Origin of the sequence: Mycetohabitans endofungorum, from assembly GCF_002927045.1 — a bacterium.
Lineage (GTDB): Bacteria > Pseudomonadota > Gammaproteobacteria > Burkholderiales > Burkholderiaceae > Mycetohabitans > Mycetohabitans endofungorum.
This window is the reverse complement of record NZ_PRDW01000004.1, coordinates 126,792-146,473: the sequence shown is the minus strand read 5'-3', so window position 1 is coordinate 146,473 and position 19,682 is coordinate 126,792. Positions and strand designations below refer to the sequence as shown.

The following is a 19,682-nucleotide window of genomic DNA, read 5'->3' as shown; positions in this document are numbered from 1 at the left end:
TGCCCCGGTCCATACACGAGTGCTGCTTCAGCCAAGCCGATGCATTGCGAGTGACCGCTCTGCTGCACATCCAGTGCGGCCAATGTATTCAGTGCGAAGCACAGGACGCCACATGACGTCGGCTTAAGATCCGGTTGTACGCGGCGCCGAACGCCATCAGCGCGCGCAGCCATCGCGTGACGCGTCGCACACACCATGTCAAGATTGCGCTGCACGAATGCTTGGCAAACGTCATTACTCTCTACGCGCGGCCCGCCCGGCGCGGCCGACCGAACCCATGGATAAAGACACACGGAATCAAAGAGGCTTTCAAATTCTGCTGTTCGCGGTATCGTTCGCGCTCATTTGGATCCTGCTGCCGTTCTTCGGCGCGATTTTTTGGGGCACGATCTTGGCCATCCTATTCCAGCCGTTGCAGCGCACGCTGACGATGCGGCTGGGCAACCGCCCGAACCTCGCGGCCCTGGCGACGTTAAGCCTGTGCGTGCTGGTCGTGATCCTGCCTGTGAGCCTGATGATCGGCACGCTCGTGCAAGAAGTCTCGTTCGCCTACGAGCAAATCAAGACCGGCCAGTGGAACATCGCGCTGTATTTCCAGAAGGCGGTTGGCGCGCTGCCCGCGTTTGCGCAGCACTGGCTGAACGACGTCGGCCTGGCCGACATGCAAAGCCTGCAGGCCAGGCTGACCGAAGGGGCCGCCCGCATCAGTCAATTCGTGGCCGCGCAGGCGGTCGAAATCGGCCAGAATACGCTGCAGTTCGCCGTCGGCTTTGGCATCATGCTGTATATGGTGTTCTTCCTGCTACGCGACGGCGGCGCCATCTCGCTGCGTATCCGTGAAGCGGTGCCGCTGGCCGACTCGCACAAGCAAAAGCTGCTCGGCAAGTTCACCACCGTGGTGCGCGCGACGGTCAAAGGCAATATCGCGGTGGCTGCGGTGCAGGGCCTGCTCGGCGGCCTGATTTTCTTCATTCTCGGCATCAGCGGCTCGCTGCTGTGGGGCACGTTGATGGCGTTCCTGTCACTGCTGCCGGCGATCGGCTCGGCGCTGGTCTGGGGGCCGGCGGCGATCTATTTCCTGCTGGCCGGTCCGTTGTGGAAGGCGATCGTGCTCGTTTTGTTCTGCTCACTGGTGATCGGTGGAGTAGACAACCTCCTGCGCCCGATCCTGGTGGGCAAGGACACCAAGCTGCCTGACTGGGTCGTGCTGATCTCCACGGTCGGTGGCATGGCCACGTTCGGCATCAACGGCTTTGTCATCGGCCCATTGATTGCCGCGCTGTTCATCGCGTGCTGGGACATTTCAGTGCTCATTGCGCGCGACGAGACCCATCCGCCCTCCGCTGTCGATGGCGCGATGCCGCTGCCGCGCAACGGCGCGCGGCGGCGGCGTCGGACACCGCGGGCGGCGCGGCACGAGGACTTGTCCAGCGATGCGTGAGCGATCCAGCGATGCGTAAGCGCGGCGCTCAACTGCCGCTGCCCGCGGTGTCGAGCGCCGTGCGCTCGATCGCCTGCGCGGAGCTAAGTCACGTAGCGGCAGGCACGCCGCTCAGCGGGGCTTCGAGCGCGGCAAGCCGGCTTCGGTCTGACGTTGCAAGTCACGGATATGCCGCTGCAACTCGCGCAGCTGCGTTTGCGCAGCAGCTTTCTGCTCGCCCAGTGCCTGCGCCTGCGCCGCGGTCTGTTTCTGGCGAGTTGTGACTTCCGCCTCCTGCACGCGCGCCACGTTCAGGTCTGCCTGCAACCGCACAGCTCGATCACGCGACAGCGCGATCATGCGGTCGGTGAATGCCTTCTGCGCCTCCAGCCGCGCACGACGAATTTCGATATCGGACAGTTGCACGGTCTGCCGCACTAAACCCGCATAGATGGCTTCGGCCCGGACCGGGTCCTGCGTCTTGATCACACGCCAAAAGTTTTTTTGTTGGAACAATGCAATGTAATAGGTCATCTCCTTGCCGTAGAACAGCAGGCTCGCACCGTAGCTGCCGTTATACGCCGTGCGAAATTCGGTCAACGCCGAAGCGTGGATCAGCCGTTGCAATTCCGCGACATTGCCGCCGGTTGAATTGTGTGCCTCGTCAGCCGTTAGCGCGCTGGACGCCACCGCGCCGGGCAACACAACGTTGGCAGCCGGCTCCTGCGTGATAGCGACGCTACTGGCCGTCTCCTGTGACGGCGCACCGGCCCACGCGGTCGCTGCTTGACTGACGATGGCCACGGCAACCGCCGTCAGCACCCTACCCCTTGCTCGTGGTAATTGATTCATTTGTTTTCCGAGTGTGCGCTTTTTCGTGGGGTCAATATTACTTAAATTCGTGGGTTTCGGGTTCCTCGTCGGAGATCTAGTATTGATGCATCTTTTCCTATAATACCGCGCGGCTAAAGCCCAGATGCTGCACGGTGTCGTGCCACTTCCAGCCTTGATGCCCAGCGCCGCAATAATTCGCGAGCATTCCGCCATATCTCACTGACTACGATCGACCAACACTTCGGGCGTGCTATCGGCCGGCACGGGTTGGGCGCAATGAGCAAATGCCAGCGACCGCACGTGCGCTTAGAAGTCGTTCTACCAAACGGCAGCGCCGCTTTGCCGTATGCTTTTCATGATCGGTGGCACCGTCGACGCCGTGCCGTACCGCACTGTGAGTATGTGTCGGTTCGCGACCCTGCATCATGCGACGCGGCACACCACCATCGCACCGGGTTCACCATGGCCCGTGAAGATAACGACCCGCGCCTTCGCCGCCGACAACGCATCGCCGATTGGCGTTTGGTAAACGATCAACGACCACACAGGACAACCGAAGGCATTGGTCCAAATCGCGCAGGAAGCCGACGGCACGCTGTCAGGCAAAATCGTCAAGGGGCTGGCCGCAAACAATCAACCCGATCGCCGCTGCACCGCATGCACGGGCGCGCGCAAGAACCAGTTGATGCTTGGCATGACGATCATCGATGGCATGAAACAGGACGGAGACGGCTGGAAAGGTGGACATATCCTTGATCCGGAAAACGGCAAGGTCTACAAGTGCAAGATGCACGTCGAGGACAACGGCCAGAAGCTGGTCGTGCGCGGTTATATCGGCGTGTCGCTGATCGGCCGCTCACAGACATGGAACCGCCAGCAGTAACGCGTTACACGCCCCGTCAATCAGCAATCACGCGTTGTATGTCCCCGCCAGCCAGCAGTCACGTGTTGTACGCGCCCATCGAACTGCGGCATGCCGACGGCGCGCCGCGCACGGCCACGGGGCCGCGCACTGTCACGTCAATGACGTGTCGACGATGCGCCGCGGCGCTTCGAGATATTCCTTCGATTGCATCTCGATAATGCGCGACACGGTCCGCGCGAATTCATTGGCCATCGGCCCTTCCACGTACAGCTGCTCGGCCGGCACGGCGGCCGACATCAACAGCTTGACCTTATGATCGTACAGTACGTCGATCAACCACGTGTAGCGACGCGCCTCAGACGCCATACGCGGCGCCATCTGCGGCACGTCCGACAAAATGATCGTGTGAAAGCGTGTCGCCAACTCCAGGTAGTCGTTTTGCGACCGTGGTCCACCGCATAGCGTCGCAAAATCGAACCAGACGACACCATCGGCGCGGCGCAGCGTCTTGATCTCGCGTTTTTCTATATGCAGCACCGGGTTCTCGTCTGGTACCGCAGCCAACCGCGCGAACGCCTCACGCAATGCCCTGTCGGCATGGGCACCCAGCGGCGTATGGTAAGTCTGCACCTGTGCCAGCGTGCGCTGGCGGTAGTCAGTGCCCGCATCCACGTTCAACACGTCGAGCCTTTCGTTGATCAAGTCGATCGCAGGCAGCAGCCGGTCGCGATGCAACCCGTCCGGGTATAGCGTACTGGGTTCGTAATTGGACGTCATCACGAACTGCACGCCGTTATCGAACAGCTTCAACAACAACCGATAAAGGATCATCGCATCAGCGATGTCCGAGACATGGAACTCGTCGAAGCAAATCAATCGATAACGCTTCGCGACCAGTCGTGCCAGTTCGTCCAACGGATCGGCGCGGCCCTTAAGCACCTCAAGCTCACGGTGCACCTCGCGCATGAATTCGTGAAAATGCAGCCGCGTCTTGCGTTGCACCGGCACGACAGCATAGAAACTATCCATCAGGAAGCTCTTGCCGCGCCCAACGCCGCCCCACATATAGACCCCGCGTGGCGGCTCCGCTCGAGTGATCCACTTTCTGAACGCATTGGAACGCCGCGCCTTGTAGGCCAACCAGTCGTCGTAGCAGCGCTGCAGCCGGCTGATCGCGCGTTGTTGCGCCACATCGGCCTGATAGCCGCGTTCAGCCAGTTCCTTCTCGTAGTATTCGGTGACGTTCATCGGTACAAGAAAATGGGCGGGTATTGCCCGCCCCATTTCGCCGCCTGTCGCATGGCGGGCTCACGCCAGCCCGGCCGGCAGCCAGCCCCGGCATCCGCCTCGACTCGAGGCGGACCCGGCTTCGCGTTACATGTTCAACGCGCGCTTGTCGACGGCGAGCGCCGCCTCTCGCATCACTTCGGAAAGCGACGGATGCGGATGGCAAATCCGCCCGATGTCCTCCGATGCAGCTTTGAACTCCATCGCGACGACCGCCTCGGCGATCAAATCGGACGCATTCGCCGCGATGATGTGCACGCCGAGCAGTTCATCGGTATTCGCGTCGGCAATCATCTTCACGAAACCATCGGCGCGATTGATGCCCAACGCACGTCCGTTGGCCATGAACGGGAACTGTCCGGTCTTGACCTGTCGGCCTTCCGCCTTCAATTGCTCTTCGGTCTTGCCGACCCACGCAATCTCCGGCTCCGTGTAGATGACCCACGGGATGCAGTTGTAATCGATGTGCGGCTTCTGCCCATCGATTACCTCGGCGACTAGCACGCCCTCGTCCTCGGCCTTGTGCGCGAGCATCGGACCGCGCACCACATCGCCGATCGCATAGACGCCGGGCAGTTTGGTACGGCAATGGTCGTCGACGTCGATGAATCCGCGCTCGTTAACCGTCAGCCCGATCGCGTCGAGACCGAGGTCGTCGGTATTCGGCACGCGGCCCACGGACACGATCAAGCGGTCGGCCTCGAGCTTCTGCGCGTGACCGTCCTTGTCCGCGTACGAGATCGTTACGCCGTTATCGGTCGCATTCACCTCGCTGATCTGCACGCCCAAGTGAATCTTCAATCCCTGCTTCGCGAACTGCTTCGCGGCTTCCTTCGCCAATCCCTGATCGGCGGCGCCGAGGAACGACGGCAACGCCTCGAGTACTGTCACCTCGGCACCGAGGCGCCGCCACACCGAACCCAGTTCGAGCCCGATGACGCCCGCGCCGATCACCGCCAGCTTCTTAGGCACCGAATCGAATGCCAACGCCCCTTCGTTGTCCGCGACGATCCGGTTATCCACTTTCGCAAACGGCAGGTGGCGCGCCTTCGAGCCGGTTGCAATGATCACGTTGCGTGCGACCACCGACTCCGTGCTGCCTTCACCGGCTACATCGATCTGATAACCGGCGTCCGTCTTGCCGGTGAACTTGCCGTGTCCCTTGAGCCACGTAATCTTGTTCTTGCGGAACAGGAACTCGATGCCCTTGGTCATCTTGTTGACGATCGCGTCCTTGCGCGCATGCATTCTCGCGATATCGATCTTCACGTCCGATACCGAAATGCCGTGATCGGCGAGGTGATGCGACGCATCCTCGAACGCCTCGGACGAGGCCAGCAGCGCCTTCGACGGGATGCAGCCGACATTCAGGCAGGTGCCGCCGAGCTTGAGTTCGCCGGCCGGGTTCTTCCACTTCTCGATGCAAGCAACGCTCTTGCCGAGCTGCGCGGCGCGGATTGCCGCAATGTAGCCACCGGGGCCCGCACCGATCACGACGACATCAAATTCTTTTGCCATGAAGACATTCCTCGCTTAAAGGTCGAGCAGCAAGCGTGCCGGATCTTCCAGCGCTTCTTTCATCGCGACGAGCGACAGCACCGCCTCACGACCGTCGATGATTCGGTGATCGTACGACAGCGCAAGATAGTTGATCGGACGGATCACGATCTGGCCGTTCTCAACGACCGGCCGCTCCTTCGTTGCATGCACGCCGAGGATCGCCGATTGCGGCGGGTTGATGATCGGCGTCGACAGCATCGAGCCGAACACGCCGCCGTTCGAGATAGAGAACGTGCCGCCGGTCATTTCCTCGATCGACAGCTTGCCGTCCCGGGCTTTCGCACCAAACTCGGCAATCTTCTTCTCGATGTCCGCAACACTCATCTGATCTGCGTTGCGCAGGATCGGCACAACCAGGCCGCGCGGCGAGCCGACCGCGATGCCGATGTCAAAGTAGCCGTGGTAGACGATGTCGTTGCCATCGATCGACGCGTTCACGAGCGGGAACTTCTTCAGCGCATGCACGGCCGCCTTCACAAAGAACGACATGAAGCCAAGCTTCACGCCGTGTTCCTTCTCGAAGCGATCCTTGTACTTGCTGCGCAGATCCATGACCGGCGCCATGTTCACTTCGTTGAACGTGGTCAGGATCGCGTTAGTCTGTTGCGACTCGAGCAGGCGCTCGGCGATCCGCGCGCGCAGCCGTGACATCGGCACGCGCTGCTCCGGGCGGTCCGTCAGCCAGGTGTCCGCACCCGGCGCAGCGACTTGCGGCAACGCGGCGCGCGACGGCGCCGCCTTCGCAGCGACGCTGGCCGGCGCGGCCGGCTTGGCGGCCGGCGACGCGCCGGCTGCTAGCACGTCACCCTTGGTCACCCGACCGTCGCGGCCGGTGCCGCTCAGCTGGCCGGCGCTCAGGTTCTTCTCCGCGAGCAGCTTCGAGGCGGCCGGCGACGCGATTGCGCAGCCGGTCGCAGCCGGTTGCGCCGCGGGAGTCGGCGAGGTTTGCGGCGCCGGCTTCACTTCGGCGCCTGCTGCTGCGGCGGCTGTTTCCGTCGCCGTCGCACCCGCCGCGGTGCCGGCCTTCGCTTCGGTATCAATCTTGGCGATCACCTCATCGGCAACGACTGTGTCGCCATCGTGCTTGATCACTTGAGCGAGCACGCCCGCAGCCGGCGCCGGCACTTCGAGCACGACCTTATCGGTCTCGATCTCGATCAGTATTTCATCTTGCGCAACCGCTTCCCCCGGTTGCTTCTTCCACTGGAGCATCGTAGCTTCGGACACCGACTCCGAAAGCTGCGGAACTTTAACTTCAACAATAGCCATCGTCATTATCCTGAATACGTATCGTGCCGTATCGGGCGACCAGGCGCTGGAGACGCGGCGCACGGCCCCCGGGGGGACGAGCATTCGCCCCCCTCGGCTTCATCGTTGCGTGATTACTTGATCAGCGTCGCGCTCTTGAGCCGGCCAAACGCACCCTCGACCAGCGCCTTCTGCTGCTCGTAGTGCTTCGCGTAGTAGCCGACCGCCGGCGACGCGGACGCCGGACGCCCGCTGTACGCGAGCTTCATGCCGTCCCGCATCCCTTCAGCGAGGTGGTGCTCGATGTAGAACCAGGGTCCTTGATTCTTTGGTTCATCCTGCACCCAGACGACCTCGGTCGCGTTGTCGTACTTCTTCAACTCGGCTTCGAACTGCTTGTGCGCGAACGGATAAAGTTGCTCGATACGCAAGATCGCGACGTCGGCATTCTTTGCCTCGCGGCGATGGGCGATCAGATCGTAGTAGACACGGCCCGAGCAAACGAGCACGCGCTTGACTTTTTTCGGGTCGATCGACGCATCGGTCTCGCTGAGCACCGGATGGAACGCGCCGCTCGCCAACTCGGACAGGTCCGACACCGCTTCCTTGTGGCGCAACAATGACTTCGGCGTCAACACGATCAGCGGCTTTCGGAACAGCCGGATCATCTGGCGGCGCAGCAGGTGGAACATTTGTGCCGGCGTCGTCGGCTGCACGACCTGCATGTTGTGCTCCGCACACAATTGCAGGTACCGCTCGGTGCGCGCCGACGAGTGTTCCGGGCCCTGCCCTTCGTAGCCGTGCGGCAGCAGCATCGTCAGCCCAGACACACGGCCCCACTTGACCTCGCCGGACGAGATGAACTGGTCAACGACGACTTGCGCGCCATTGGCGAAGTCACCGAACTGAGCCTCCCATGCCACCAGCGTATTGGGTTCGGCCGTCGAATATCCATACTCGAAGCCGAGCACCGCTTCCTCGGACAACACCGAATCGATGACGGTGAAGCTCGCCTGCCCGTCCGCAACATTCTGTAGCGGAATATACGTGCCATCGTCCCAGCGCTCGCGATTTTGGTCATGCAGCACCGCGTGGCGGTGCGTGAACGTGCCACGGCCCGAGTCCTGTCCGGTCAAGCGCACCGCGTAGCCAGAGGCCACCAGCGATGCAAACGCCAAGTGCTCACCCATGCCCCAGTCGAGCGGCTGCTCACCGGCTCCCATCTTGCGACGGTCGTTGACCACGCGCTCAACCAGCGGGTGCAGCTTGAAATTCTCCGGGATCGTCGTGATCCGCTCGGCCAGGCGCTTAAGCTCGGCCAGCGGCACTGCGGTATCCGCCGCATCGGTCCACTTGCGGTTCAGGAAAGGCACCCAGTCAACCGCATACTTGCTCTTGTAGTTCGACAGCACCGGGTCGCTCGTGTGATGCCCCTCGTCCATCGCCTTGCGGTACGTCTTCACATACTGATCGGCTTCGTCGGCGCCGATCACGCCCTGCGTTACCAGCTTCTCCGCATACAGCGCGCGCGTGCCGGGATGCTGCGCGATCTTCTTATACATCAGCGGCTGCGTGACCGCCGGCGTATCTTGCTCATTGTGGCCGAGCTTACGGAAACAGACGATGTCGATCACGACATCCTTGTGGAACTGCATCCGAAAATCGATCGCCAGTTGCGTGGCGAACACGACCGCCTCTGGGTCATCGCCGTTCACATGCAACACCGGCGCCTCGATCATCTTCACGACATCGGTGCAATACAGCGTCGAGCGCGCATCGCGCGGATCGGACGTGGTGAAGCCGATCTGGTTGTTGATCACGATGTGCAGCGTGCCGTACGTGCCGTAGCCGCGCGTTTGCGCCAGATTCAGCGTCTCCATCACGACACCCTGGCCGGCAAAAGCCGCGTCGCCATGGATCTGCACCGGCAGCACCTGCAGACCGTCCAGGTCACCACGACGGTCCATGCGCGCCTTCGCGGAGCCTTCCACCACCGGGTTGACGATTTCCAAGTGCGACGGATTGAACGCTAGCGACAGGTGCACCGGACCGCCAGCCGTCGAGACATCGGACGAAAAGCCCTTGTGGTACTTCACGTCGCCAGCCGGTAGGTCGTCAACGTGCTTGCCTTCGAATTCGGCGAACAGATCCGCCGGCATCTTGCCGAGCGTGTTGACGAGCACGTTCAGGCGCCCGCGGTGGGCCATGCCGATCACGATCTCCTGCACGCCCTTGCTGCCTGCGTGGTGCACGACCTCATCCATCGCCGCGATGAAACTCTCGCCGCCTTCGAGCGAGAAACGCTTCTGGCCGACGTACTTCGTGTGCAGGTAACGCTCCAGGCCTTCGGCCGCGGTCAGCCGCTTGAGAATGTGCTTTTTCTTGTCGGCGGAGAAATTCGGCGTTGAGCGCGTGGACTCCAGCCGCTCCTTCCACCAGCGCTTCTGCTCAGGGTCGCTGATGTACATGAATTCCGCGCCGATCGTGCCGCAGTACGTGTCGCGCAGCGCCTTCACGATGTCGCGCAACGATGCTTGCTCGAAACCGAAGTACAGATTCGTCGCATGGAACGTCTGGTCCATGTCGGCTTCGGTGAAATCGTAAAACGCAGGTTCGAGTTCGGGAATATGCGGACGTTCGCGGCGCTTCAGAGGATCGATGTTGGCCCATTGCGAGCCGAGGAAGCGATAGGCGCCGATCAGCGATTGAACGTAGACTTGCTTTCGCGCAGTGGACAGATCGTTGTTGCTGCCACGTGGAATGAATGCATTCGCTTTGGCCCGTTGGGCGAAGGACTCGACGATCGGCGCGTGGGCCACGTCATTCACATTCGAGCCGTCCGACGCAGGTACGTTTTGCAATGCATCGAAGTAGCTGCGCCAGTTCTCGGGCACGGACGCCGGATTATCGAGATATGCTTCGTACAATTCTTCCACGTACGGAGCATTGCCGCCGAACAAATACGAGTTCAGCTGGAATTGCTTCATCATTTTGACGCTCACCTTTCTTCGAGTTTCTCGAGAAATAGCGGGTTACGAAACCTTCCGCGCGACGGCCTGACCGTGTAGCGGATTGCGCGAATCAAGTCTGCTGGGAAGGACCTAAAACATGCATCGGCGAAGCTTATCACGTTTAGCATATTGCGGCTATTTGCCTCGTCTGCAAGCGGGCCGATGCCGGGCCTGAACGGAGCAGACCGAGGACGGGTCGCCTGCACCACACCGATACAAAAACGCCACACCGACTCATGCTGGCATGACGCCGATGCGGCACAACGGGCTTCGCCGACCGGCGGCGTCGCTACAGCGTCGCCCGTCAGTCGGCCGCGGCCTCGCGGCTCGCGCGCCGGCGCTCGTGCTCCTTCAAGTGCCGCTTGCGCAGCCGGATCGACTGCGGCGTGACCTCGACAAGCTCGTCGTCGTCGATGAACTCGACCGCATACTCGAGCGTCAACTGGACCGGCGGAACGAGACGCACCGCCTCGTCGGTCCCCGATGCGCGCACGTTTGTCAGCTGCTTGCCGCGGATCGGATTGACCACCAGGTCATTGTCACGGCTGTGAATGCCGATGATCATCCCTTCGTATAGCGCATCGCCCGGCGACACGAACATGCGACCACGATCCTGCAGCTTCCACAGCGCGTACGCGACCGCGGCGCCGTCATCCTGCGAAATCAGCACGCCGTTGCGCCGCTCGCCGATCGTGCCGTCCCGCATCGGCTGGTATGCATCGAAGATGTGGCTCATCAGGCCGGTGCCGCGCGTCAGCGTGAGAAATTCGCTTTGGAAGCCGATCAGTCCACGCGCCGGAATCCGGTATTCCAGCCGTGTACGCCCGCGGCCGTCGGACGCCATGTCAAGCAGCTCGCCCTTGCGGCGTCCCAGCTCCTCCATCACCGCGCCCTGATGACCGTCCTCGAGATCCACGGTCAGCAGCTCATACGGCTCATGCCTGACACCCTCGATCTCGCGCACCACCACACGCGGGCGCGATACCGCGAGTTCGTAGCCTTCACGACGCATGTTCTCAATCAAGATAGTCAAATGCAGCTCGCCGCGGCCGGACACCTCGAACACCGTCTCGTCGCCGGTATCCTTGACTCTCAACGCGACATTATGATTCAGCTCCCGGTTCAGCCGCTCGCGGATCTGGCGGCTAGTGATGAACTTGCCTTCCTTGCCCGCCAACGGCGACGTGTTCACACAGAAGTTCATCGTCAGCGTCGGCTCATCGACGGTAATCATCGGCAGCGCGTCCGGCGCGTCCGGTGCGCAAATCGTCGCGCCGATGCCGACATCGTCGATGCCGTTAATCAGCACGATGTCGCCGGCCTCGGCGCTGTCCACCTGCACGCGCTCCAGCCCCTTGAAGACCTGCACCTGATTAATCTTGCGGTTCAACAGCTCGCCCTGCGGGCCAAAACGCATCACGACCGGCTGACCGGCCTTGATGCGCCCACGCGTGATGCGGCCCACACCGATGCGGCCGACATAGGTCGAATAGTCCAGCGACGTGATCTGCAACTGCAGCGGCGCGTGCGGATCGGCCTCGCGCACCGGCACGTATTGCAGTATCGCTTCGAACAGCGGGCGCATGTCGCCTTCGCGTACCTGCGCGTCCAGGCTGGCATAACCGTTCAGCGCCGATGCATAGACCACCGGGAAATCGAGCTGCTCGTCGTTTGCGCCGAGCTTATCGAACAGGTCGAACGTCTGGTTGATCACCCAGTCCGGCCGCGCGCCCGGACGGTCGATCTTGTTGACGACCACGATCGGCTTGAGCCCGAGCGCCAACGCCTTCTTCGTGACAAAGCGCGTCTGCGGCATCGGCCCTTCGACCGCGTCGACCAGCAGCAGCACTGAATCGACCATTGACAGCACGCGCTCGACTTCGCCACCGAAGTCGGCGTGCCCCGGCGTGTCAACAATGTTGATATGCGTGCCTTCGTATTCGACGGCGCAGTTCTTTGCGAGGATCGTGATGCCACGCTCCTTCTCGATGTCGTTCGAGTCCATCACGCGCTCGGCGACTTGCTGGTTTTCACGGAACGTGCCGGACTGCCGGAGCAGCTGGTCCACGAGCGTGGTCTTACCATGGTCGACGTGCGCGATGATGGCGATATTGCGGAGCGGGCGTGTCATAGAGGAATCGTTCGAACGCGGTGCGTGGCGAAGCGGGCCGACGCAAGGCAAAGCGGCTGCACGCAGCCCGGAGGTCGCACCGCAGCGGCGAGCGACGCAGGCACGGGCGCCAAATTGGAAACCAAAGATTCTACCACGCTGCGGCGTCCGCGACATGCATGCGCAGTGCGCACGGCGCACTATCCTACGGTTTTAAGCAGTTTTGCGGAAAACCCCGTTGCGATGTTCCACGGCGGTTCCTATAATCCATGCCAAGTCAACTATTGCCGATACACCTGTTATGTCGAGTCCGAACACCGAATTGCCGCCCGAAATCGCAAATTACCCATTCGGCGAGAGCGTCGGCTATCTGCTCGCGCGGGTCCGCTCGAACATCTGGAACATGGTGTCGCAGCAAACGATGGCCGAACTAGGCATCACCAGCACGCAGGCAAGCATCCTGTTCATGCTCGGCAGTGGCCGTTGCCTTGCCGCGGCCGAGCTTGCACGCGAATATGGCATCGACGCGAGCGCGGTGACGCGGCTCATCGACCGGCTCGAGAAACGCGGCCTGCTCTGCCGGGTGCGCAGTGAAGAAGACCGTCGTGTCGTGCGCCTCAAGCTGACGGACGAAGGGACCGCGCTGGCCGCACGGATGCCAGCGATATACAACCGGGTACTGGACAAGCTGCTGACCGGTTTCACCCCCGACGAAGTCGGTTTCCTCAAAAGCATGCTGCGCCGCATCCTGGTCAACTGCGACGAAACGCCCAGTTAAGCGCCAGGCGACCCCGCTGCCTAAGTCGGCGGCCAGATCGCACCATCAGCGGCCAGATCGCGCCGACGAATCCGGTTATGCCGCGTGCAATCAGTTGTATTGGCAAGCTTTTTAGTTGACTTTTTGTTGGCTGATAGTAGGAATTTGGTTGCAATGTCCAATATATGGGTCATCCGAAGGACCGATCGATGAAAGTCGTTTCATTCTCCGCCCCGCCGGCGCGGCTGGCCCGGTGCGCCGCCGCGCTGGTGGCGACCGCCCTAGTGCTCGGCGGCTGCGCCAACTATATCGGGCTGCGCAGCGACAAGCAGCCGGCGCGGGCCGACAGCTTCGACAGCGCGCAAAGTCTGCCCACTGAAGGCGGCACCTGGCCCGCGCTGGATTGGGCTGCTCAGTTCGGCGATCCACAATTGCCGCAACTAATCGACGAGGCGCTGGCCGACAGTCCGACCATTGCCCTGGCGCAGGCGCGGCTGGCCAAGGCCGCGTCGTATGTGCAGGGCGCCAACGCCAGCACGCTGCCCAAGGCGGACGCGAAATACACTTGGACGCGCGAACTTTACTCGGGCAATGCGCTCTTCCCGCCGCCGTATGGCGGCGCGTGGTACAGCGAAAACAATGTGCTGGCAAGCGCGACGTACGAACTGGACCTGTGGGGCAAAAACCGGGAAGCGCTGCGCTCGGCGATCTCCCAGGAGAAAGTCGCCGCAGCTGAGGCGCAACAGGCGCGGCTAACGCTGGCGACGTCGGTAGCGCGCGCCTACAACCAGCTCGCGCAACTGTACGCGCTGCGTGAGGTCGCGCAGCGCGAGGTCTCGAACCGCACCGATGTAGGCGCCATCACGCGAGGGCGCCTCGCCGCAGGCCTGGATACTGAGGTGGAGCGCCGCACCGCTGAGGGCAACATTGCGACAAGCAAGACCTCGCTGACTGACCTGGACGGACAGATCACCACGACGCGATACCAACTCGGCGCACTGCTCGGCAAGGGACCGGACCGCGGGCTGCGTATCGCGACGCCGCGGCTTGGCGTGGGTGGCAGCATCGCGCTGCCGGCAAACCTGCCAGCGGACCTGCTGTCGCGCCGCCCCGACATCGTCGCCGCACGGTGGCAGGTGGAGGCCGCCACGCACAACATCAAGGTAGCCAAGGCCGAGTTTTTCCCAGACATTAACCTGAGCGCCGGGTTCGGTTTCGATGCTTTCGGCTGGGGCCGGTTCCTGCAGTCCGGCAGCCGCCAGATCCAGGCTGGACCGGCGCTCCACTTGCCGATCTTCGACGGCGGCACGCTGCGCGCGAACCTGAAAGGCAAGCTTGCCGACTACGACAGCGCGGTGGCGAACTACAACCAGACGCTAATCGGTGCACTGAACGATGTCGCGACCCAGGTAGCCGCCATCCGCTCGATCGACCAGCAGCTCGTCGACGCGCAAGCCGCTTACGACGCGAGCCAACGCGCGTACGAACTAGCGGTGATCCGCTATAAGGCCGGCCTGGCGCCGCAATTACAGGCGCTCTACGCCGACAGCCTGCAGTTGGCGCAGCAGCAGACCCTGGTCAATTTGACAATGCGTCGACGCGACCTGCAACTGGCCCTGATCAAAGCGCTAGGCGGCGGTTTCGACGCGAACGGCACCGTGCTCGGCGCAACCGAGCCGGCCCAATGATGAGCCAACCCGCACGTCCGGCCACCCGGCCATGCCAATGAATCAGACTTGAGGACACGGAGCGATTTATGAGCAGCCCCCAACAACAAGGCGCCACGCCCGACGCAAACGCAGGCAACGGCAAACGCCGGCGCCTGATGGTGCTGGTGACAATCGTGATCGTGATTGCCGCGATCGCCTACGGCGCGTATTACCTGTTGGTTGCGCGGTTTCACGAGGAAACCGATGACGCATACGTCAACGGCAACGTGGTGCAGATCACGCCGCAGGTCACCGGCACGGTGATCGCGGTGAAGGCAGACGACACCCAGGTCGTGCAGAAGGGTCAACCGCTGGTACTGCTCGATCCGGCTGATTCGCGCGTCGCGCTGCAACAGGCTGAAGCCGATTTGGCACAGACCGTGCGCCAGGTCCGTACGCTGTACGTGAACAACAACCAGTACCAGGCCGCGGTCGCGCAGCGCCAATCCGACCTGTCACGCGCGCGGGACGACCTGCGCCGCCGTTTGACGGTCGCCCAGACCGGCGCGGTATCGCAGGAGGAAATCTCGCATGCGCGTGACGCGGTTAAGGCCGCGCAGGCCGCTCTCGACATCGCCCAGCAACAGCTGGCGTCCAACCGCGTGTTGACCGCCAACATCGCGATCGCACAGCATCCGAACGTACTGGCGGCCGCGGCCAAGGTTAGGGATGCCTACCTGAGCTACGCGCGCAACATACTGCCTGCACCGGTGACCGGTTATGTCGCCAAGCGCAGCGTGCAGGTGGGCCAGCGCGTGTCGCCCGGCACGCCGCTGATGGCGATCGTGCCGCTGAACGAGGTCTGGGTCGACGCGAACTTCAAGGAAGTTCAGCTCAAGCACATGCGCATCGGCCAACCCGTCGAGGTCACCTCCGACGTCTACGGCTCATCGGTCGTGTACCACGGCAAGATCCAGGGCTTTTCGGCCGGTACCGGCTCGGCCTTTTCGCTGTTGCCCGCGCAAAACGCCACCGGCAACTGGATCAAGGTCGTGCAGCGCCTGCCGGTGCGCGTGCAGCTCGATCCCGAGGAGTTGAGGAAGCACCCGCTGCGCATCGGCCTGTCGATGACCGCCAACGTGTCGATCAAGGACGAGCAAGGCGGCAAACTCGGCAACGCACCGACTATGGTGTACCAGACCGACGTGTTCGACGAGTACGGCAAGCAGGCCGATGCTGAAATCGAGCGCATCATCCGCGAGAACGACGGCAGCGGCGGCGCTGCTGCCGCCTCCGCTTCCGTTTCCGCCTCCGCGGGTACGGCCAAGCCGGCCCCGGCCGCAGCCCGGCACGCCGCACGGTAGGGCTATACCATGAGCCAGACACAAGCGTCTCACCCGCCGCTGTCGGGCATGCAACTGGTGGTCGGGACCATCGCGGTCTCGCTCGCCGTGTTCATGAACGTACTGGACACGTCGATCGCCAATGTAGCGATCCCGACGATCTCCGGTGACCTTGGCGTGTCGTCGGACCAGGGCACGTGGGTCATCACGTCGTTCGCCGTCGCCAACGCGATCTCGGTGCCGTTGACCGGCTGGCTGACCGAGCGAATCGGCCAGGTCCGGCTATTTCTCACGTCGATCGTGCTGTTCGTCATCTCGTCGTGGTTGTGCGGGCTGGCGCCATCGCTGCCATTTCTACTGGCATCGCGCGTGCTACAGGGCGCGGTGGCCGGTCCGATGATCCCGCTTTCACAAACGCTGCTGCTGGCAAGCTACCCGCGTTCCAAGTCCGCGATGGCGCTAGCACTATGGGGCATGACCACGCTCGTCGCGCCCGTGCTCGGCCCGATCCTGGGCGGGTGGATCTCCGATAATTATTCGTGGCCGTGGATCTTCTACGTGAACATCCCGGTCGGGATCGTCGCTGCGATCGCGACGTGGGTGATCTTCCGCAAGCGCGACTCCGAGGTCAAACGCGCGCCAATCGACGGCGTTGGGCTGATGCTACTCGTGCTGTGGGTTGGCTCGTTACAGATTATGCTCGACAAGGGCAAGGACCTCGATTGGTTCAACTCGACAACGATCATCGTGCTGACACTGATCGCGATCATCACCTTCGCATTCTTTGTCGTATGGGAGCTGACCGACAAGCATCCGGTCGTCGATCTGTCGTTGTTTCAGCGGCGCAATTTCACCGGCGGCACGGTGGCGCTGTCGGTCGGCTACGGATTGTACTTCGGTAACCTGGTGCTGCTGCCCTTGTGGCTGCAGACGCACATCGGCTATACCGCCACGCAGGCGGGACTGGTCATGGCGCCGGTCGGCATCTTCGCAATTTTGTTGTCGCCGCTAACCGGCAAATACATGCCGAAGACCGATCCGCGCTACATTGCGACCGCAGCGTTCACCGTGTTCGCATTGTGTTTCTACCTGCGTTCGCGGTACACGACCGGCGTCGATACGTTTGCGCTGATGGTGCCCACGTTTATCCAGGGCATCGGCATGGCCGGGTTCTTCATCCCGCTGGTGTCGATCACGCTGTCCGGCTTGCCGCCGCATCGGATCGCCGCGGCCTCGGGCCTGTCAAACTTCGTGCGGATCATGTGCGGCGGCATTGGCACGTCCATCTTCCAGACCGCATGGGACCATCGCACGATCCTGCATCATGCGCAACTGGCCGAGCAAACCGGTCAATTCAGCCCGGTATTCGGGCAATCGGTCGCTCAAATGCGCGCACTCGGCATGAGTGAAGCGCAGTCATATGGGATGGTCAACAATCTCATGACACAACAGGCCGCGCAATTGGGGGTCAACGACCTGTTCTACCTCTCCGCTGCGATCTTCATCGCCCTGATTGCGTTGATCTGGATCACCAAGCCTGAACGCGGCAGCGGCAGCGATGCAGGGGCCGCAGCATCAGCCGCACATTGAACGCCAGGTTCGGTGCGACGGGTGGCCCCCTTACAGACCGCCAGTCGCGCCCCCCGTTCCAACACATTGGCCGCTTCACCCTCTGATCATGTCGAGTCGTGGTTCCGGCAAACGCGCTTGTTAAGCGCAGCCCGCGACAAGTGTCGGTTTCCATCATATTCGTGTCGCCCAAATACTGACCGTATAGAAGTCGTTCGTAATTCAAATGCCCAGTTCGATAATTTGCATAACAAACTAATTTAGACGATTTACTATCTGCGTCCAAAATCGATCTACGGGGGGCAACGTGCCAAACGCATGGTTTAAAAACTGTTCTCGTTACTTGGTGGCCTGCGTCAAACCCGACGTCATGGATCACGAACCGCAACGCCCGTCACGATCGGCCGGTTCCACATCGGATCGAGCCAACGCATTGACAAAGTTCAAGGCACTGCGGCAACCAACATGGCACAAGGGCAACGCGTCGCGCGCTTCTCGCGCGAGTACGCCCAAAACGGACGTCACAGCTTTGCCGCCGCACTTGCTGAGGTTGCCCAACGAAATTCATATGATCATCGCGAAGATGATCAACGAACCGAATTGGACGGATTCATGCAGATCCTACTTCAACAGTCTGCAACAGTTTTCGTTGGTGATACCCGGTTTGTCCGAATGGCTAAGGCCTGAACTTGAGGGCGCAAAGCTCGCGCAGCAGGCCAGCGACCTAAAGCGGCTCAACGAACCGAAGCGAGTTGACAAGTTCACAGAAATCTTTGCTAGCGCGATGACACTGCAACCACGGCGCCCTTCGGTGGAAGCCTATATCATCGGTCAGATGCACTGCCTGCCGACATACGACGCTTATCGTGCGGCGCAATACGTCGCCGCCGGACTCAAGCAGACCGATCTCCATGAGTGCCAAGCACAGTATATTGCGCTGTTTAATGAAATACCGCGCGTCGTTAACGCGATACCAAGCATCATCGACGACTGGCGGTCCGACGGAGACACTCGTGCCAACCTGCACGCATTACTGCTCCAACTGATCGACGCCGCGCCCCAGCTTCCGCCGCACTCGAATAGTGTCGCTGAGAGAATCGTCAAGAAGAAAGCGACTGAGGCTATGTTAGCGGCCGCGCTGCCCAAGCTGCCTGCGCAAGATTTGGCGCCCCGTTTTGATGCACTGGTGAGCACAGCACACGCCATCAGTCCGAAGCTGGTGGAAACACTTGCGCCACTACTTTCACAACTTCCAACAGAAGAGCGTGCTGCGAAATTCGATGGCTTGCTGTCCGTTGTACAGCAACATGGCGGTGCATCGGCACCAACGCTCGTGGCTCACCTCCATCTTCTTTCCAATAACGACAGACCTGCACGCTGGCACGCACTGCTGCAAGTGGCAACGCAACACCGCATCACAGGCGTGATCGAACCTTTGCTGAATACCGCGGTCCGTCTTCCAGGCGAACATGCTAGCGCGGCGTGCGCAGCGGTTCGCAGCCTTGCAGACCAATCGCTGGACCCATCTAGGGACCGCAACGCAAACACGGTATTAGCCGCCGTTGCTAGCCAGCTAAGTGCCGTTCCTCAGGCAGAGCAACAGCCAATGTACGAGTGGCTACTTCGTAAAGTCAGCGAGTTTCCGACACAAAGCCAGGTATTGAGCCGATCGCAATTGCACTCGAGAGTCGAACTCCTTTCCTGCCTCGTTGCACAGATACACCGTTCGCCAGATGACCAAAAGCGCGAAGTTTTCGACATGCTGGCCCGTATGCTAGATTGCGCCACGCCACACAATAGTCGCGATGCGCAGACGGCGCTTGAAGACCCATTTCGACTCCGAGGCAGCTCCGTCAACTTTTCGCCCTCTTCGCAACCTTGGATAGACCAATGGCGCAAGCGGTGCACGGATCCCACCCAGTCTCGTCTGGCACGCATTGCATTCCCCTTCGCATAGCAGCACGGAGCAGGAACGATCGGTAGCGCACTGATCCCTTAGGCCGCGATATTTGCTGACCACACCCGCACG

Annotated in this window: 12 protein-coding genes and 1 pseudogene; 7 read left to right on the top strand and 6 right to left on the bottom strand. The window is 61.6% G+C overall.

The window, feature by feature from the left end:
- Positions 1 to 277 precede the first annotated feature (277 nt).
- Positions 278 to 1,441, top strand: coding sequence for an AI-2E family transporter (locus tag B0O95_RS05445; protein ID WP_233203135.1), 1,164 nt, complete (start codon positions 278 to 280; stop codon positions 1,439 to 1,441).
- 111 nt (positions 1,442 to 1,552) lie between these two features.
- On the opposite strand, the gene B0O95_RS05440 is transcribed toward B0O95_RS05445, so the two are convergent.
- Positions 1,553 to 2,272 carry a DUF2968 domain-containing protein gene (locus tag B0O95_RS05440; RefSeq protein WP_104076979.1) on the bottom strand — a complete coding sequence of 240 codons (720 nt, stop codon included), beginning with the start codon at positions 2,270 to 2,272 and terminating at the stop codon, positions 1,553 to 1,555.
- 382 nt (positions 2,273 to 2,654) lie between these two features.
- Here B0O95_RS05440 and B0O95_RS05435 point away from each other — a divergent pair.
- Positions 2,655 to 3,137: pseudogene (locus tag B0O95_RS05435) on the top strand (DUF2147 domain-containing protein).
- A gap of 132 nt (positions 3,138 to 3,269) precedes the next feature.
- On the opposite strand, the gene zapE reads toward B0O95_RS05435, so the two are convergent.
- The 5 genes from zapE to typA all read right to left on the bottom strand — a co-directional run bounded on the left by zapE (position 3,270) and on the right by typA (position 12,356).
- Positions 3,270 to 4,367: a cell division protein ZapE gene (gene zapE, locus B0O95_RS05430; protein ID WP_104076978.1), complete on the bottom strand. Its 1,098-nt coding sequence runs from the start codon at positions 4,365 to 4,367 to the stop codon at positions 3,270 to 3,272.
- A 126-nt stretch (positions 4,368 to 4,493) separates the two neighbouring features.
- Complete coding sequence (lpdA, locus tag B0O95_RS05425; protein WP_104076977.1) at positions 4,494 to 5,924, bottom strand: dihydrolipoyl dehydrogenase; 1,431 nt, start codon at positions 5,922 to 5,924, stop codon at positions 4,494 to 4,496.
- A gap of 15 nt (positions 5,925 to 5,939) precedes the next feature.
- Positions 5,940 to 7,235 (bottom strand): 2-oxoglutarate dehydrogenase complex dihydrolipoyllysine-residue succinyltransferase, encoded by a 1,296-nt coding sequence (odhB, locus tag B0O95_RS05420; protein WP_104077102.1) that lies wholly within the window; start codon positions 7,233 to 7,235, stop codon positions 5,940 to 5,942.
- Positions 7,236 to 7,348: 113 nt separating this feature from the next.
- Positions 7,349 to 10,204 carry a 2-oxoglutarate dehydrogenase E1 component gene (locus B0O95_RS05415; RefSeq protein ID WP_104076976.1) on the bottom strand — a complete coding sequence of 952 codons (2,856 nt, stop codon included), beginning with the start codon at positions 10,202 to 10,204 and terminating at the stop codon, positions 7,349 to 7,351.
- 325 nt (positions 10,205 to 10,529) lie between these two features.
- A complete protein-coding gene (typA, locus tag B0O95_RS05410) occupies positions 10,530 to 12,356 on the bottom strand; it encodes a translational GTPase TypA (RefSeq protein ID WP_104076975.1) in 1,827 nt (608 codons plus the stop codon).
- Positions 12,357 to 12,636: 280 nt separating this feature from the next.
- Here typA and B0O95_RS05405 point away from each other — a divergent pair, with 280 nt between their 5' ends.
- From B0O95_RS05405 to B0O95_RS05385, 5 genes are all read left to right on the top strand, one after another.
- Positions 12,637 to 13,113 (top strand): MarR family winged helix-turn-helix transcriptional regulator, encoded by a 477-nt coding sequence (locus B0O95_RS05405; protein WP_104076974.1) that lies wholly within the window; start codon positions 12,637 to 12,639, stop codon positions 13,111 to 13,113.
- Between the two features lie 188 nt (positions 13,114 to 13,301).
- On the top strand, positions 13,302 to 14,780 hold the full coding sequence (locus B0O95_RS05400; protein WP_104077101.1) for an efflux transporter outer membrane subunit: 1,479 nt from the start codon (positions 13,302 to 13,304) through the stop codon (positions 14,778 to 14,780).
- Positions 14,781 to 14,848: 68 nt separating this feature from the next.
- The gene (locus tag B0O95_RS05395) at positions 14,849 to 16,105 is read left to right on the top strand and encodes an HlyD family secretion protein (protein WP_104076973.1); all 1,257 of its coding nucleotides are present in this window, start codon (positions 14,849 to 14,851) and stop codon (positions 16,103 to 16,105) included.
- Positions 16,106 to 16,114: 9 nt separating this feature from the next.
- The gene (locus B0O95_RS05390; protein ID WP_104076972.1) at positions 16,115 to 17,674 is read left to right on the top strand and encodes a DHA2 family efflux MFS transporter permease subunit; all 1,560 of its coding nucleotides are present in this window, start codon (positions 16,115 to 16,117) and stop codon (positions 17,672 to 17,674) included.
- Between the two features lie 412 nt (positions 17,675 to 18,086).
- Entirely contained in the window at positions 18,087 to 19,610 is a 1,524-nt protein-coding gene (locus B0O95_RS05385) for a hypothetical protein (RefSeq protein ID WP_146063989.1), read from the top strand.
- The last annotated feature ends 72 nt before the right edge of the window (positions 19,611 to 19,682 follow it).

Coding starts and splice junctions, on each gene's coding strand:
- typA (WP_104076975.1), bottom strand. CDS start 12,356: ATGACACGCCCGCTCCGCAATATCGCCATCATCGCGCACGTCGACCAT.
- B0O95_RS05440 (WP_104076979.1), bottom strand. CDS start 2,272: ATGAATCAATTACCACGAGCAAGGGGTAGGGTGCTGACGGCGGTTGCC.
- B0O95_RS05400 (WP_104077101.1), top strand. CDS start 13,302: ATGAAAGTCGTTTCATTCTCCGCCCCGCCGGCGCGGCTGGCCCGGTGC.
- B0O95_RS05415 (WP_104076976.1), bottom strand. CDS start 10,204: ATGATGAAGCAATTCCAGCTGAACTCGTATTTGTTCGGCGGCAATGCT.
- B0O95_RS05395 (WP_104076973.1), top strand. CDS start 14,849: ATGAGCAGCCCCCAACAACAAGGCGCCACGCCCGACGCAAACGCAGGC.
- B0O95_RS05405 (WP_104076974.1), top strand. CDS start 12,637: ATGTCGAGTCCGAACACCGAATTGCCGCCCGAAATCGCAAATTACCCA.
- B0O95_RS05390 (WP_104076972.1), top strand. CDS start 16,115: ATGAGCCAGACACAAGCGTCTCACCCGCCGCTGTCGGGCATGCAACTG.
- zapE (WP_104076978.1), bottom strand. CDS start 4,367: ATGAACGTCACCGAATACTACGAGAAGGAACTGGCTGAACGCGGCTAT.
- odhB (WP_104077102.1), bottom strand. CDS start 7,235: ATGGCTATTGTTGAAGTTAAAGTTCCGCAGCTTTCGGAGTCGGTGTCC.
- B0O95_RS05445 (WP_233203135.1), top strand. CDS start 278: ATGGATAAAGACACACGGAATCAAAGAGGCTTTCAAATTCTGCTGTTC.
- lpdA (WP_104076977.1), bottom strand. CDS start 5,924: ATGGCAAAAGAATTTGATGTCGTCGTGATCGGTGCGGGCCCCGGTGGC.